Origin of the sequence: Acinetobacter sp. YH01025, assembly GCF_013420185.1 — a bacterium.
Lineage (GTDB): Bacteria > Pseudomonadota > Gammaproteobacteria > Pseudomonadales > Moraxellaceae > Acinetobacter > Acinetobacter indicus.
The window spans coordinates 52,016-66,788 of sequence record NZ_VOYR01000010.1; the positions used below are offsets into that span (position 1 = coordinate 52,016).

14 protein-coding genes and 1 pseudogene are annotated in these 14,773 nt (G+C 46.9%); 5 read left to right on the forward strand and 10 right to left on the reverse strand.

Annotation, left to right across the window (positions count from 1 at the left end):
* Positions 1-42 precede the first annotated feature (42 nt).
* The 5 genes from ispD to FTT89_RS10970 are packed head-to-tail and all read right to left on the reverse strand — an operon-like array spanning position 43 to position 5,008.
* Positions 43-780 carry a 2-C-methyl-D-erythritol 4-phosphate cytidylyltransferase gene (gene ispD, locus FTT89_RS10950; RefSeq protein ID WP_168399943.1) on the reverse strand — a complete coding sequence of 246 codons (738 nt, stop codon included), beginning with the start codon at positions 778-780 and terminating at the stop codon, positions 43-45.
* Positions 740-1,141 (reverse strand): septum formation initiator family protein, encoded by a 402-nt coding sequence (locus FTT89_RS10955; RefSeq protein ID WP_180006343.1) that lies wholly within the window; start codon positions 1,139-1,141, stop codon positions 740-742. Before FTT89_RS10955 ends, ispD begins: the two co-directional genes overlap by 41 nt.
* 7 nt (positions 1,142-1,148) lie before the next feature.
* On the reverse strand, positions 1,149-2,438 hold the full coding sequence (gene eno, locus FTT89_RS10960; RefSeq protein ID WP_180172854.1) for a phosphopyruvate hydratase: 1,290 nt from the start codon (positions 2,436-2,438) through the stop codon (positions 1,149-1,151).
* Positions 2,439-2,482: 44 nt separating this feature from the next.
* On the reverse strand, positions 2,483-3,340 hold the full coding sequence (kdsA, locus tag FTT89_RS10965; protein WP_005178509.1) for a 3-deoxy-8-phosphooctulonate synthase: 858 nt from the start codon (positions 3,338-3,340) through the stop codon (positions 2,483-2,485).
* Positions 3,341-3,370: 30 nt separating this feature from the next.
* Positions 3,371-5,008 (reverse strand): CTP synthase, encoded by a 1,638-nt coding sequence (locus FTT89_RS10970; protein WP_005178510.1) that lies wholly within the window; start codon positions 5,006-5,008, stop codon positions 3,371-3,373.
* A 225-nt stretch (positions 5,009-5,233) separates the two neighbouring features.
* Here FTT89_RS10970 and FTT89_RS10975 point away from each other — a divergent pair, with 225 nt between their 5' ends.
* A complete protein-coding gene (locus tag FTT89_RS10975) occupies positions 5,234-5,650 on the forward strand; it encodes an internalin (RefSeq protein ID WP_127800152.1) in 417 nt (138 codons plus the stop codon).
* 84 nt (positions 5,651-5,734) lie between these two features.
* Here the strand turns inward: FTT89_RS10975 and FTT89_RS10980 are convergent, their stop codons facing one another.
* The 3 genes from FTT89_RS10980 to FTT89_RS10990 form a co-directional block, all read right to left on the reverse strand.
* Positions 5,735-6,847, reverse strand: a complete 1,113-nt coding sequence (locus FTT89_RS10980) for a YheT family hydrolase (RefSeq protein WP_168383749.1) — start codon at positions 6,845-6,847, stop codon at positions 5,735-5,737.
* 82 nt (positions 6,848-6,929) lie between these two features.
* Entirely contained in the window at positions 6,930-7,337 is a 408-nt protein-coding gene (locus tag FTT89_RS10985; RefSeq protein ID WP_075166817.1) for a nuclear transport factor 2 family protein, read from the reverse strand.
* 273 nt (positions 7,338-7,610) lie between these two features.
* Positions 7,611-9,635 (reverse strand): NADPH-dependent 2,4-dienoyl-CoA reductase, encoded by a 2,025-nt coding sequence (locus tag FTT89_RS10990; protein WP_180056941.1) that lies wholly within the window; start codon positions 9,633-9,635, stop codon positions 7,611-7,613.
* Positions 9,636-9,769: 134 nt separating this feature from the next.
* Between FTT89_RS10990 and FTT89_RS10995 the strand changes: the two genes are divergently transcribed.
* The gene (locus FTT89_RS10995) at positions 9,770-10,315 is read left to right on the forward strand and encodes a PadR family transcriptional regulator (RefSeq protein ID WP_075166819.1); all 546 of its coding nucleotides are present in this window, start codon (positions 9,770-9,772) and stop codon (positions 10,313-10,315) included.
* Positions 10,316-10,336: 21 nt separating this feature from the next.
* Positions 10,337-11,245, forward strand: coding sequence for an alpha/beta fold hydrolase (locus tag FTT89_RS11000; protein ID WP_180056943.1), 909 nt, complete (start codon positions 10,337-10,339; stop codon positions 11,243-11,245).
* A gap of 93 nt (positions 11,246-11,338) precedes the next feature.
* On the opposite strand, the pseudogene FTT89_RS11005 reads toward FTT89_RS11000, so the two are convergent.
* Positions 11,339-11,641: pseudogene (locus FTT89_RS11005) on the reverse strand (CoA transferase); the annotation flags it as partial.
* 4 nt (positions 11,642-11,645) lie between these two features.
* On the reverse strand, positions 11,646-12,869 hold the full coding sequence (locus FTT89_RS11010; RefSeq protein ID WP_180056945.1) for an acyl-CoA dehydrogenase: 1,224 nt from the start codon (positions 12,867-12,869) through the stop codon (positions 11,646-11,648).
* A 247-nt stretch (positions 12,870-13,116) separates the two neighbouring features.
* Between FTT89_RS11010 and FTT89_RS11015 the strand changes: the two genes are divergently transcribed.
* Both FTT89_RS11015 and FTT89_RS11020 read left to right on the forward strand, forming a co-directional pair.
* Positions 13,117-14,076, forward strand: a complete 960-nt coding sequence (locus FTT89_RS11015) for a LysR substrate-binding domain-containing protein (RefSeq protein WP_005178537.1) — start codon at positions 13,117-13,119, stop codon at positions 14,074-14,076.
* The gene (locus tag FTT89_RS11020; protein ID WP_180056947.1) at positions 14,069-14,773 is read left to right on the forward strand and encodes a Sir2 family NAD-dependent protein deacetylase; all 705 of its coding nucleotides are present in this window, start codon (positions 14,069-14,071) and stop codon (positions 14,771-14,773) included. The genes FTT89_RS11015 and FTT89_RS11020 overlap by 8 nt, the downstream gene beginning before the upstream one ends.

The window sequence follows — 14,773 nt, forward strand, 5'->3', positions numbered from 1 at the left end:
ATCGGAAATACACACCCGACTCATGATTTCAGCAAAGATTTTTTATGCAGTGCTTCCGGCATGCTGAGCTTGCAGAATTAAACGCGCCAGCTCCAGATCATCGGGATAGGTAATTTTAATATTGTCCGAGCGGCCTTGTACCACCTGTACCGGATAGCCACTATGCTCCAGTGCACTGGCTTCATCGGTAATATTCACCTCTTGCGCCAATGCTTGTTCAATCGCGCGTTTAAGTTCACCTAAGCGCGCCATTTGCGGGGTTTGCGCCTGCCACAGCTGGGCACGGTCTACCGTGGTCTGAATCTGCCGCTGCGTTTCTACACGCTTGAGGGTGTCACGGACCGGAATGGCCAGAATAGCACTCTGGTTGTTGTGTACTGCCTGATTCACCAATGCATATAAGTTTTCAACCGCCACACAGGGACGCGCGGCATCATGCACCAGCACCCAGTCTTCATCCGATGCAATAGCAGATAAATACTGCAAGGCATTCAGTACCGAGTTGACCCGCTCTGCGCCACCCAGACAAAAATGAGCTTTATCCTGATGTGCAAACGGCAAACGCTGGGCCACATCATCCTGCGCACCAATGGCCAGCACATAACCTGCCAGCGGCAACTGATTTAAACGCGCTACCGTATGCTCCAGCACCGTGTGGTCCTGGATCATCTGGTATTGCTTGAGTTCGGATTTGGAAAAGCGACTGCCCGAGCCTGCTGCCGGAATAACGGCCCAAAGTTTATGGTGTAGGGGTTGTTGCAGCTGGCTGTGGTGCTTCATTGGTACGTAAATCTACCTGGGCATTCGGATTGATATAAATCGGCTTATATTGGGTACTGATGGTACTCATCTGTACAAAAGTTTCATGTGGTTTAATTAAGCCCAGATCAAGACGGGCATGTTCTTCGATGGCTTCTACACCATTTTTTAAATCATAAACTTCCGCGGCCAAAACCCGGTTACGTTCTTTTAATTCATTATTGAGTTCGGTTTGTTGTTGTATTTTCTGGATCAGTTCCTGATGTTCACGATAACCACCTTCACCAAACCAGTATAAATATTGAAACCCTGCGATCAGAACGATCGCAAGGCCCAACAGTACTTTACTCGATTTCGAGTCGAATACACTTAACATTGACATCTGTCGCTTAGTTTAAACCTTTAAACTCAGCTTTACCGCGATATGCAGCATTCGTCAATTCTTCAATACGAAGTAATTGGTTATATTTCGCTACACGGTCAGAACGGCATAGAGAACCAGTCTTGATTTGACCTGCTGCTGTACCTACTGCAAGATCGGCAATGGTCGAGTCTTCAGTTTCACCTGAACGGTGAGAAATAACAGTCGAGTAACCATTGGCTTTTGCAAGGTAGATGGCATCTAAAGTTTCAGTCAAGGTACCAATCTGGTTGTATTTAATCAGAATCGAGTTACCCACTTTTTCGTTGATACCGCGTTGCAGGATTTTAGGGTTAGTCACGAACAGGTCATCACCGACCAACTGGATCTTGTCGCCAAGAATTGACGTCAGGTAAGACCAGCCTTCCCAGTCAGATTCATCTAAACCATCTTCAATTGAGATAATTGGATATTGGTTTACCAAGCCAGCTAAATAGTCAGCAAACTGGTTGCTGGTGAATGCTTTGTTGCCTTCGCCTTCCAGTACGTATTGACCATTCTTGTAGAATTCAGAAGATGCACAGTCAAGCGCAAGCATCATGTCAGAACCTGCCTTGTAGCCAGTCTGTTCAATTGCTTCAAGAATTACGGTAATTGCTTCTTCGTTTGAACGTAAGTTCGGCGCGAAACCACCTTCATCACCTACAGCTGTGTTCAAACCTTTTTTCTTTAATACTGATTTTAACGCATGGAATACTTCAGCGCCTGAACGTAATGCTTCAGCGAATGAAGTGAAGCCTACTGGCTCAATCATGAACTCTTGGATGTCAACAGTGTTGTCTGCGTGCGCACCACCGTTCAGGATGTTCATCATTGGCACAGGCATAGTCAAAATGGTTTGACCACGTAAATCTGCGATGTATTGGAAAAGAGGAATTTTCTTTTCATCAGCAGCAGCGCGTGCAGCAGCCAAAGATACGGCTAGCGTTGCGTTTGCACCTAATTTTTCTTTGTTTTCAGTACCATCTAAAGCAATCATCGTATTGTCGGTGTCTTTTTGCTCAAATACTGATTTACCCACCAGCGCATCACGGATTAGCGTGTTAACGTTGTTTACGGCAGTTTTCACACCTTTACCTAAGTAACGTGCTTTATCGCCATCACGAAGTTCTAAAGCTTCACGAGAACCAGTTGAAGCACCAGATGGTGCACATGCACGGCCAACTACGCCAGATGCTAAGATTACGTCTGCTTCGATGGTTGGGTTACCACGAGAGTCCAAAATTTCACGTGCACGAATGTCAACGATTTGGCTCATGAACAATTCCTCAGTTGATTGAATAATAGATGCTGTTGCGGGCATCAATGAGTATCTAACTTTTTGAATCCTTTAACTAAAGTATCCAATTCTTTTAATTGCGCCAAGAATGGCTCTAGCTGTGACAGGCGCAGCGCACACGGGCCATCACATTTGGCCACATCCGGATCTGGATGCGCTTCCAGGAATAAACCTGCAAGCCCGGTCGCCATACCGGCACGCGCCAGTGTGGTGATTTGCGCACGGCGACCACCTGCTGAATCGGCACGGCCACCCGGCGTTTGCAGCGCATGGGTCACATCGAAGAATACCGGCACATTCATCTCTTTCATGATGTCAAAGCCCAGCATGTCAACAACCAGATTGTTGTAACCAAAGGCTGAGCCCCGTTCACAAAGAATCAGTTTGTCATTACCAGCTTCCAGACATTTATGCAGGATATGACGCATTTCATGCGGCGCAAGGAATTGGGCTTTTTTAATGTTGATGATGGCCTGTGTTTTGGCCATAGCTTCAACTAAATCGGTCTGACGGCTTAAAAAGGCAGGAAGCTGAATAATGTCAGCAACTTCAGCCACCGGCGCAGCCTGATACGGCTCATGCACGTCGGTGATAATCGGAACATTGAAGTGTTTTTTGATGTCTGCCAGCCACTCAATCCCTTTTTCCAGGCCTGGGCCCCGGAATGAGTTCAGGCTTGAACGGTTGGCTTTATCAAAGCTGGCCTTAAAAACGTAAGGAATATTCAAACGTGTGCAGATATCAATATAGGTTTCTGCAATTTCAAAGGCCAAATCTTTGGACTCAAGTACGTTCATGCCGCCGAATAGTACAAATGGCAAGTGGTTTGCCATTTGTATATCGCCTAAACGTACAACTTCTTGTGCTTTTAATTGTGACATTTAAACTTCCTGGTTTATTCCTTTTACCGCTTAGTGCTTGTTTTGGTACTGCTTTTTGGCAGCATCAATAAAGCTTGCAAACAGCGGATGTCCATCACGTGGCGAGCTGGTAAATTCTGGGTGGAATTGTACCGCAATAAACCAAGGATGTTGAGGGATTTCAACTGTTTCCACCAAGTGCTGTACTGGTGAATAACCTGAGATTTTCATGCCTTTTTCTTCAAGAACAGGAATATAACGGTTATTCATTTCATAGCGGTGGCGGTGACGTTCAATAATTTCTGCTGAACCGTACACTTCACAGGTTTTGGTGCCTTCAACCAGTTCTGATTTTTGTGCACCTAAACGCATGGTACCGCCGAGGTCAGAATCAACTGAACGCTGCTGTACTTCACCACGCTCATCTAACCATTCGGTAATCAGACCAATTAATGGAGATTTGGTTGAACGGTTAAATTCAGTTGAAGTCGCATCTGCAATACCGGCAACATTACGTGCGTATTCGATCACGGCAAGCTGCATACCTAAACAGATGCCCAGGAATGGAACACCGTTTTCACGTGCATAGCGGATGGCCGCCATTTTACCTTCAGTACCGCGCTCACCAAAGCCGCCAGGGACCAGAATTGCGTCAGCATCTTTCAGTACGGCTGCAACGTCCTGGCTTTCCAGGTCTTCTGCATTGACATAGTCAATTTGTACTTTGACACGGTTTTGAATACCGGCATGCAATAATGCTTCGTTCACCGATTTATAGGCATCTGGCAGTTCAACGTATTTACCAACCATCGCTACACGTACGGTGTATTCCGGATTCAGTAAGGCTTCAACCACGTTATCCCAGTCAGACAGGTCTGCTTCTGGCACATCAAAACCAAAACGTTCACAGATCAAATCATCCACATCCTGCTCATAGAAGGTACGTGGAATTTGATAAATGGTTTTGGCATCTTTGCACACCACAACTGCACGCGCTTCAACGTTGGTGAACAGTGCAATTTTGCGGGTAGTATCTGCGTCTACATCGTGCTCAGTACGGCAGATTAAGATATCTGGCTGAATACCGATTGACAGTAATTCTTTAACCGAGTGCTGGGTTGGCTTGGTTTTTAACTCTGCTGCAGACTTGATGTATGGCAACAGGGTTAAATGCATCAGCATGGTACGTTTATGACCGAGCTCAACCATGAGCTGACGGACCGATTCCATGAATGGGAGAGATTCAATGTCACCGACCGTGCCGCCAATCTCAACGATGGCAACGTCATAACCTTCACCTGCGCGAAGGACACGCTCTTTAATATTATCTGTGATGTGTGGAATCACCTGAACGGTACCGCCCAGATAATCACCACGACGCTCTTTATTTAAGACGTCTTGGTACACGCGACCTGATGTGAAGTTGTTTAACTTCGTCATCTTCGCACGACGCAAGAAACGTTCGTAATAACCCAAGTCTAAGTCAGTTTCAGCACCATCCTCTGTGACAAAAACTTCACCATGTTGGAAAGGACTCATCGTCCCTGGATCGACATTGATGTATGGATCCATTTTGACCATGGTTACTTTCAAACCACGGGCTTCTAAAAGTGCAGCAACTGAAGCAGCTGAAATACCTTTACCTAGTGATGAAACAACACCACCAGTCACGAAAATAAAATGGGTCATTGGGTTTCTCGTACAATCGAGCCTAAACTGGCCTGCAATGTTGCGCAATTTTACTTTACTCTGCACCTATAAAGCAAAGTCATTCCGCATCAATTCATAGAACAATAAACAATTGGTTATTCTATCAGCATTTCCGATAAAAAATTAGATTTTATTCATAGGATTTTCATCTGATTTTTTGCTGTTATAATACTCGCATCTCGTTGAACCCTCCTTTTTTAGATTATGAACAAAAAATTTTTAATTTGTGGTGCAATTGCAACCAGTTTATTCCTGAGTGCCTGTGTTAAAAAAGAAGCACCTCAGGAAGAAGAACAGGTTGAAGTTGAGGTTCAGCAAACTGAGCAGATCACTGAGCCAGCCCAGTTCGAGCCACTTGAAGCAGAAACGCCAGAAGTGTCTGAAACTGAAGCGCCAGTGGAATACGAAGTTGAACGTACTGAAACTGAAAACACCACAACTGAAATTCGTCGTGAAGTGACGCCGCGTGAACCTGCGCCAGCCCCTCAGCCAGCTCAGGCCGCTCCTGCTGAAGACAAACCGGTAGAAGCTCGTCCAGCCAACCCGAACCCAGACAGCCAGTCACAAGATGACGCTGTTGCCGCAGCCATTGCCGCAGCTACTCCAGCGCTTGAAAACTGATTTCAGCCTTCAAGCACTGTTGCATAAAAAAACCCAGTCCATGTACTGGGTTTTTTTATTGGCTTTTTTATGAAGCTGTTCCATTCAGGAATAAGATCGTTCACCCTGTTGATGCTGGTTCTTTAAATAATCAGCCATTAAACGTGTGGCCCAGGACTGCGGCGCACCTAAACCTTCATAAAAACCGCAATGACTGCCCTTTTTGGTGGTCACCACCATAATATTTGGCATTTTCTGAATACGTTCTTTATATGGTTCCAGATTTTTAATATGACAGACCGGATCATCTTCGGCGTTTAAAATCATCAGGGGAATTTTGACATTCTGGAACACATAAATCGGGTTAATGGCTTTGCTATAACTGTCATAATCATGATAGCCAGCCATCTCAAAATAGGCCTGTTCAAATTCAGCCAGGTTTTGCGCGGTAATGACTTTGGCCAACGATTTGGTTTTCTGCCAGCTACTCCGATAAGGATCAATAAAGGCCTGAATCACCTTTTTGGTCATGACTTTGCTATAAAACGGATGAACATGGTTAAAGCCAATTTCGGTGTCATACCCCGGGCACAGTGCAAAGGCAGCTTTTAGCGGCGTTTTATCGCCTTCTTCGCCTAAATAACGCACCAGCAAACCGGTGCCCGCCGATGAACCTACGCCATATAGGGCAGAAACCGGGAATTTTTGCTGAATAAACTGGATCTGTTCCCGTAAATCTTCGGTGGAACCAAACAGGCAGATTTTTGGAACCGGCATAGGCAAGTTGGCATGACCACGGCGTAAACATAAGGCAATACGCCAGCCGGTCTGCTGATGTAAATCCCGCACCAGCTCGCTCATGCTCTCGGCAGTTCCGACAATGGTGTGCATTACAATAATGGTTGGGGTGCGTGGTGGCAGATGCAGACCGTACCAGGCAATAGCCGTTACGCCACCATCGGACATGTTCAGCTGCTCAATGGCATCGTAATGCAGGCGGATGGTTTTTTTCTTGATTAAGTCAAAATAAAGCAGATGCGCATGGGTATTGGACAGCCACGGGGTTGGCCGGTATTTCTGTTTCAGTTGCGGTAAAACATCTATACAGCGCCGGATTTGACCTTCGGGATTAAAATATAAGGTCGGTTCTGCGGCGCCGGTCCATTCATCAATCAAGCGCTGGGTGAGCTGGGCCATTTTCTGGATCACAAATTTCATGTTTTGTTCCCCCCTTGTATGGTTTGGCTTATATCATGCTAGTTCTCTCATGTTATGAAGTCAGTTGAGTTCAGGGCTTAGATCAGGTGGGCATAAATTGTGCCATCCGTTGTCCCATCTCGGCAGCCAAAGCTTCGAGGCCGCTTTTAGGACGAATCATCACTTCAAAATCAATAATCTGACCTTGATCATTGAAGCGGATCATATCAATACCCTTGAGTTTTTTATCTCCCACCTGGGCAGAAAACTCAAGCACAACATTGTTACCGTCTGCAGCATAAAATTCACGGTGATAGCTAAAGTTCTCAAAGACCTGAATTACATTGGTCAGAATAAAAAACACCACCTGCTTGCCGGCATAAGGCTGATAGGCCACCGGAGAACGAAACACCACCTCATCGGCCAGCAGTTCATTCAGGATGGCCATATCACGCTGTTCAAGCATCTGGTGCCAACGGGCAATCGCGGTTTTGGTGATGTGTAAGGTCATTTTGGGGTCCTTTTTTGTTTTGATATTTCATTGCTATATAAACTCCCCCTAAGCAAGTTTTAAAGCATTGCTTTACAACGAAGTGCAAGAAAGGGGGATTTAGGGGAATTTTTCTACAAAAATCCCTCCCCCCCTTTTTCAAAGGAAGGAGTTGATTCTATTCAGCGAATTCCCTCTGCGTCCAGAAGATGAGCAACCCTGCTGCACAGGGCAGAGGCGGTTATTCACCCTCTCCCCAGTGCTCTTCCATAGGGAGAGGGTGAAGGAATTGCATTAAATTTTCGCCGCCAACTCTGCGCCCTGACGGATTGCGCGTTTGGCATCTAACTCACCGGCTTCCTTGGCACCGCCAATCAGATGCACATTTTTACCCGCAGCTTGCAGCTGATCGTACATAGCGATATATGATTCCTGTCCGGCACAGATCACCACGTTTTCAACTTCCAGCAGCATCGGCTGGTCATTGACCGTAATATGCAGCCCCTGATCATCAATTTTCTGGTAGCTTACGCCGGCCATCATTTTAACATCGCGGTTTTTTAAGCCGGTACGATGAATCCAGCCGGTGGTTTTGCCCAGGCCTGCTCCCACCGAAGATGCTTTACGCTGCAATAAATAGATTTCATGATTGGAGGCTTCTACCTGTGCCGGTTTCAGGCCACCGACATGCTCATATTCGGTATCAATCCCCCATTCATCATAGAATTTTTCCGGATTCAGACTGCCACTTTCACCAGCATGACTTAAGTATTCTGCGGTATCAAAACCAATTCCACCGGCACCAATAATCGCAACCCGTTTCGCCACCGGTCGACGCTCTTTCAGCACATCCAGATAGCTCAGAACTTTAGGATGATCAATTCCTTCAATCTCCAGCTGACGTGGAGTCACCCCGGTTGCCACCACAATTTCGTCAAAACTGCTTTTGCTCAGCTCATCAAAGCTGGCCGTATGGTTCAGTTTTAGCTGAATGCGTGGCTGCAACTCAATTTGACGTTTGAAATAACGCAAGGTTTCATAAAACTCTTCTTTGCCCGGAATGGTCTTGGCAATATTAAACTGCCCGCCAATCTGGTTAGAGGCTTCAAAAATCGTCACTTCATGACCACGGTCTGCCGCATAAATTGCAAAGCTTAAACCGGCTGGACCCGCTCCAATCACCGCAATGTTTTTCGGCTGGCTGGCTTCTTTAAAGATCAGTTCGGTTTCATGACAGGCACGCGGATTGACCAGACAGGAGGCAATTTTCATGGAGAAAATATGGTCCAGACAGGCCTGGTTACAGGCAATACAGGTATTAATTTCATCGCTACGGCCCTGCTCGGCTTTTACTACAAAATCGGCATCTGCCAAAAATGGACGCGCCATCGACACCATATCGGCCTGGCCAGTCGCCAGTACATGCTCTGCCATTTCCGGGGTGTTAATCCGGTTGGAGGTGATTAAAGGAATTTTGACTTCACTTTTGAGCTTTTCTGTGACCCAGCTAAAAGCCGCACGCGGCACTTTGGTGGCAATGGTCGGAATACGTGCTTCATGCCAGCCAATACCGGTATTAATAATGGTCGCACCCGCTTTTTCAATTTCTTTGGCCAGCTGCACCACTTCTTCAAAACTTGATCCGCCTTCGACCAAATCCAGCATCGACAGACGATAGATAATAATGAAGTTTTCACCGACTTCGGCACGGGTACGTTTCACGATTTCAATTGGAAAGCGAATCCGGTTTTCATAGCTGCCGCCCCATTCATCATCACGATGATTGGTACGCTTGGCAATAAACTCGTTAATCAGATAGCCTTCCGAACCCATAATTTCAACGCCATCATAACCGGCATATTTGGCCAGCTTGGCACAGTTGGCAAAATCGGCGATGGTCTGCTGCACTTCAGCCGAGGTAAGTGCATGCGGTTTAGACGGGTTAATCGGTGCCTGAATCGCGGATGGCGCCACAATATCTGGCTGATAGGAATAACGTCCAGTATGCAAAATCTGCAAGGCGATTTTACCGCCCGCTTCATGCACGGCTTGGGTGACCACTTTATGTTTTTCAGCTTCGGCCAAGGTGTCAAGTTTATTGCCACCTGCAAAGGTTAAGCCGGCATCATTTGGAGAAATCCCGCCGGTCACAATCAGGCCCACGCCGCCTTTGGCACGCTCTGCATAGAATGCTGCCATCCGTGCATAACCATTTGGTGCTTCTTCAAGACCCACGTGCATAGAACCCATAAGTACGCGGTTTTTTAAGGTGGTAAAGCCTAAATCAAGCGGGGCTAACAGATGCGGATAATTCGACATATTCTCTCCTTGGCTGGCCAAAAGCGGGCTATTTTTATGTTAATGCAACTTGTTGCATAAATTTATATGCGAATTTTGACTTTTATGCAACATGTTGCATAATATTTTAGATTCATACTTGCATGATCTCGTCTATGTCTTTAGCCCATGTGTTACTCACCAGCCTGATTGAAAAACCCAGCACGGGCATTGAACTGGCCCGGCGCTTTGATCGCTCGATGGGCTTTTTCTGGAATGCCACCCATCAGCAGATTTATCGTGAATTAAACAGCATGCTCAGCAAAGGCTGGATTTCCACTTTGGCTGAAGAAGATGCCCAAGGCCGTAAAAAAACCTATCAGGTTGAGGGCGCAGGCCGGGTCGAACTGGCCGACTGGATGGTCAAGCAAAGTCCTCCGGCGCAGCTCCGTGAAGAACTGATGGTGCGTTTACGGGCCGAAGCACAACTCGGCGGCAATGAGGTCTTGCCCGAGCTAGAGCGGCATTTACAGTTGCATCAGGAAAAATTACAGCTGTATCAGGCCATTTATGCCAAAGACTTTGCCCAGCAGACCGACGAAAATCGTACCTTATATATTCATAAAATGATTTTACAGCTGGGTATCGAGCAGGAAATCGGCTGGATTCGCTGGCTGGACGCGGTGATTCCGGCGCTAAAAGCTTTTGATCAACAACAATAAAATTTCAAGGAATGAAATCTCATGCCGTATTATGTCATGCCCGATGGCGAAGGTTTATTTGTGCGTGAATTTGGTCAGGGCCAACCGGTGCTGGTGCTATCCGGCTTAGGCATGCACAGCTGGCAATGGTTGCCGTTTTTGTGGCCGCTACGCAAACAGTTCCGTTTTATTATTCCCGACTGGCGCGGCTTTGGCGGTTCGAAGCAGTGCCGCATTCCGGAGCTGGATGCGATTTCCAGCCACTGGCAGGATGTGCAATCCTTAATTCAGCAACTGCAGCTGCAACAGTTTATAATCATTGCCTATTCGATGGGCGCGACCACCGCCATGCATGGCATGCAATATGGACAGCTAGCAACGCAGTTAAAAGCTTATTTGCATATTGATCAGACCCCGAAAATCATGGTGGATGAACACTGGGCCTATGGCCTGTTTGGCCAGCAGCACAGCCGCTTCAAACAGATTTTATCTGAACTGTCCGCGCTATTTACGGAACACGCACATCTCCGGTGGATTCACGATTTAAATAACACAGCCAAAGATCAACTGTTTGCTTTATGGATGCAGTTTATTGAGCTGCAAAATAACAACCCGCGCCAGCGAGCTATCTTTTGTAAAATCCTGCAACAGCCACGCTTGCAACATCTGCTGTTACCCTCATCTCGACTGGACTATATGACTTGGTATATCCGCAACTATTTAGAACATGCCGAAGATTATCGTGAAGCCTTAAGCCAGCTGAACTGTCCTACGGTGTTTTTTAGCGGGGTGCAATCGGTGCTCTATCCGGTACAGGGACAAACCCTGATTGCCCAAAGTGTGGCACAGGCACAGCAGGTGTTGTTTGAAAAATCAGGGCATACTCCGCTACTGACTGAGCCGCTGAAATTTACCCGCGAACTTAAACGCTTTTTATTGCAGCATCAGTAAATATCTACATCAATATTTATAGCTGAATAAAAAAAGCCGAACGGTGTAAGGTTCGGCAAAAAGCAAGTGAAGACTAACAATCAAGGCAAAGCACTAGGCAATTTTCCCATCAATAATGCCCTGCTGTTTTAAAGCCTGCAGTTCTTCAGCAGATTTAAAGCGGGACAGAATATAGGCCGTATGTTCACCCAGTTGCGGTGGTGCCTGCCGGTATTCGACCGGTGTATCTGACAGCTTGATCGGTGATGCAATCATTTTAAATTGCGCATTTAAACTGTGCGGCAAATTGACCAGCATCTGCCGATGCTGAATTTGCGGCTCAGCCAAGGCATCTTCAATCGAGTTAATTACACCGACCGGCACTTTGACTGCATGAATCCGGCGTACCCATTCCTCTACATTAATTACAGAATGCAGCGATGCCGGTTTGTGCACGTCCTAAAATCAGGGCATGTACATCATGAGTACCTTCATAGGTATTCACGACTTCCAGATTAACCAGATGACGGGCTACACCAAACTCATCCGAAATGCCGTTACCGCCCATCATGTCACGTGCTAGACGTGCAATATCCAGGGCCTTACCACAGTTATTGCGCTTGATCAGTGAAGTCCCTTCAACTGACGCGATACCTTCATCTTTCATGCGACCAAAACGTAATGCTACCTGTAAACCAAGGGCAATTTCAGTTTGCATATCGGCCAGTTTTTTCTGAATCAGCTGGTTTGCTGCCAAAGGACGACCAAACTGTTTACGGTCCATGGTGTACTGATGTGCGGTATGCCAGCAGAACTCCGCCGCACCCATCGCACCCCAGGCAATGCCATAACGGGCACTGTTCAGACAGGTAAACGGACCTTTTAAGCCACGGACTTCTGGGAAAGCATTTTCTTCTGGGACAAATACGTTATCCATTACAATTTCACCGGTGATGGAAGCACGTAAACCGACCTTGCCGTGAATCGCAGGTGCAGACAGCCCTTCCCAGCCTTTTTCCAGAATAAAGCCGCGAATGTCACCGACATTGCCTTCAGGTGAAACTTCTTTGGCCCAGACCACAAATACATCGGCAATTGGGCTGTTGGTAATCCACATTTTTGCGCCTGTTAAACGATAACCGCCATCGACTTTTTTGGCACGGGTAAGCATGCTGCCCGGGTCAGAACCATGATCCGGTTCGGTCAGACCAAAGCAGCCAATATATTCACCCGTAGCTAATTTTGGTAAATACTTCTGTTTTTGTTCTTCCGAGCCAAATTCATTAATCGGTACCATCACCAGCGAACTTTGTACACTGGCCATAGAACGGTAGCCTGAATCAACACGTTCAACTTCACGGGCAATCAGACCATAGCTGACATAATTTAAACCGGCACCGCCATACTGTTCAGGAATGGTTGGGCCTAGTAAGCCTAGCTCGCCCATTTCACGGAAAATGGTCGGATCGGTTTTTTCATGACGGAACTGTTCTAATACACGTGGCATCAGCTTGTCCTGACAATAGGCTGCAGCAGTATCACGGATCATGCGTTCTTCTGCAGTCAGCTGCTGCTCCAGCAGGAATGGGTCTTGCCAGTCAAAATGTACTTTACGGCCTGAATGTGAATTTACCATTTGATTCATAGCTTCCTCTGCCTGAATAATGTTCTCGTTGTTTGTGTTGATACTATGTGTGAAAAATAATATTTTCAAACGAGATTTTTTAATGCAGATATGCATTCTCCGTATATCTTAAATAAGCATATTCATACTGGAGCTGCGCATCGCGTTAAAACCTGTGAAGAAACAATAAAAAATAACCAAATTGGCGATCATAGCGCCTTCATCTATGCTATTTTCAAATACCTGTGCAGATAAAGGATGATCTGAAATGCGGCGTAATATTCCATCTTTACAGGCCTTGCTCTGCTTTGAGTCGGCAGCCAAGCATTGCAGTTATACCCATGCCTCGCAAGAACTGTTTATTACCCAGAGTGCGGTTTCCCGGCAAATCCAGCAGTTGGAAGAATTTCTTGGCTTAAGCCTGTTTATCCGGACCCGGCATGGAGTCGAACTGACGCCTGCAGGACAGCATTATTATAAAAGTATCAAACCCTATTTACTGGGGCTGGAGCAAAGCACGCTCGATGTGATGTCGCATAAAGGATTAGGTGGCACCTTAAAGCTGGGTGTGGTACCGACCTTTGCCACGCGCTGGCTGGTGCCGAAGCTGCATCGTTTTAACCAGCGCTATCCGGAAATTACTATCCATTTGGAAACCAGCACCAAGCCGTTTTTATTTAATGAAAATATTTTTGATGCGGCCATTTATGCCGGTACGCAGCAGCAGATTGATCATTGGCCCGGAATCCACACCCATTTTTTAATGAAGGAAGATGTGGTGCCAGTGTGTTCGCCGCAGCTGATTGCCCGGCATTTTCCTGCGGCACAAAAAAGCCATCGCTATGGTTATAACCTGGCTGCTGAACAATTGCAGCAACTGCCCTTATTACAGCAAACTACACGACCGACCATCTGGCAGGAATGGTTTCAGACCCAGCAGATTGAGCATGCCCATCCGTATGATGGACAGCGTCATGAACTGTTTTCGATGCTGGCTGTGGCCGCCAGTCATGGCATGGGCATGGCACTCATCCCGCAAATGCTGATTCAGCAGGAATTAACCAGCGGTGAACTGGTACTGGCCTCAGATCAGCAGCTCAGCGGCCGGCGCTCCTATTATCTGGTACATTCTAGTCAGGAAAATTCAGTTTTAATTCAGAAATTTGTAGAATGGATGCAACAGGAAGTCACGCACAGTATCGCCACACAGGAATCTGCCTATGCCTAAACTGATTGTTTTCTCCGGCGCCGGAATGAGTGCCGAAAGCGGGATCAATACCTTCCGTGATAGTGATGGATTGTGGGAACAGCATCGGGTGGAAGATGTGGCCACACCGGAAGCCTGGGCCAAAAATCCGGCGCTGGTGCAGCGTTTTTATAATGAACGACGCAAAAATATTCTGAATGCCCACCCCAACGCGGCACATCAATTGATTGCCGAACTGGAACAGTATTTTGATGTGGCTGTTATTACCCAGAATATTGATGATCTGCATGAACGTGCCGGTAGCCAGCAGGTATTACATTTGCATGGCAATATCCGGCTGGCCAAAACCTCCGGTCCCGATGCACAAACCACTACCCGCTTTTACCCGATTGAAGGCGCCGAGCTGGATTTGGAACGCGATGTCTGTGATGCGGGTTATCCGCTACGGCCACACGTGGTCTGGTTTGGTGAAGCGGTACCGGCCTATGTACAGGCGATTGAATGGGTGCAGGATGCCGATATTTTTATTGTGATTGGCAGCAGTCTGGCAGTCTACCCGGTGGCTGGTCTGGTTCATGAAATTCCGGCCAGCTGTCAGGCCTATTATATTGACCCGAAAGCCAATCAGCAGCATTTACCGGCGCAATATGAATGTATTGCCGCCACTGCAACCCAAGGTTTGGTACAGTTAAAACCACGTCTGCTGGCTGCCCTGTAA

What these genes read in the sequence shown, in the direction of transcription:
- FTT89_RS10955 (WP_180006343.1), bottom strand. Translation starts at nt 1,141, where the DNA reads ATGTCAATGTTAAGTGTATTCGACTCGAAATCGAGTAAAGTACTGTTG.
- kdsA (WP_005178509.1), bottom strand. Translation starts at nt 3,340, where the DNA reads ATGTCACAATTAAAAGCACAAGAAGTTGTACGTTTAGGCGATATACAA.
- FTT89_RS10990 (WP_180056941.1), bottom strand. Translation starts at nt 9,635, where the DNA reads ATGTCGAATTATCCGCATCTGTTAGCCCCGCTTGATTTAGGCTTTACC.
- FTT89_RS10975 (WP_127800152.1), top strand. Translation starts at nt 5,234, where the DNA reads ATGAACAAAAAATTTTTAATTTGTGGTGCAATTGCAACCAGTTTATTC.
- FTT89_RS10970 (WP_005178510.1), bottom strand. Translation starts at nt 5,008, where the DNA reads ATGACCCATTTTATTTTCGTGACTGGTGGTGTTGTTTCATCACTAGGT.
- eno (WP_180172854.1), bottom strand. Translation starts at nt 2,438, where the DNA reads ATGAGCCAAATCGTTGACATTCGTGCACGTGAAATTTTGGACTCTCGT.
- FTT89_RS11015 (WP_005178537.1), top strand. Translation starts at nt 13,117, where the DNA reads ATGCGGCGTAATATTCCATCTTTACAGGCCTTGCTCTGCTTTGAGTCG.
- FTT89_RS11010 (WP_180056945.1), bottom strand. Translation starts at nt 12,869, where the DNA reads ATGAATCAAATGGTAAATTCACATTCAGGCCGTAAAGTACATTTTGAC.
- FTT89_RS10985 (WP_075166817.1), bottom strand. Translation starts at nt 7,337, where the DNA reads ATGACCTTACACATCACCAAAACCGCGATTGCCCGTTGGCACCAGATG.
- FTT89_RS10995 (WP_075166819.1), top strand. Translation starts at nt 9,770, where the DNA reads ATGTCTTTAGCCCATGTGTTACTCACCAGCCTGATTGAAAAACCCAGC.
- FTT89_RS11000 (WP_180056943.1), top strand. Translation starts at nt 10,337, where the DNA reads ATGCCGTATTATGTCATGCCCGATGGCGAAGGTTTATTTGTGCGTGAA.
- ispD (WP_168399943.1), bottom strand. Translation starts at nt 780, where the DNA reads ATGAAGCACCACAGCCAGCTGCAACAACCCCTACACCATAAACTTTGG.
- FTT89_RS10980 (WP_168383749.1), bottom strand. Translation starts at nt 6,847, where the DNA reads ATGAAATTTGTGATCCAGAAAATGGCCCAGCTCACCCAGCGCTTGATT.
- FTT89_RS11020 (WP_180056947.1), top strand. Translation starts at nt 14,069, where the DNA reads ATGCCTAAACTGATTGTTTTCTCCGGCGCCGGAATGAGTGCCGAAAGC.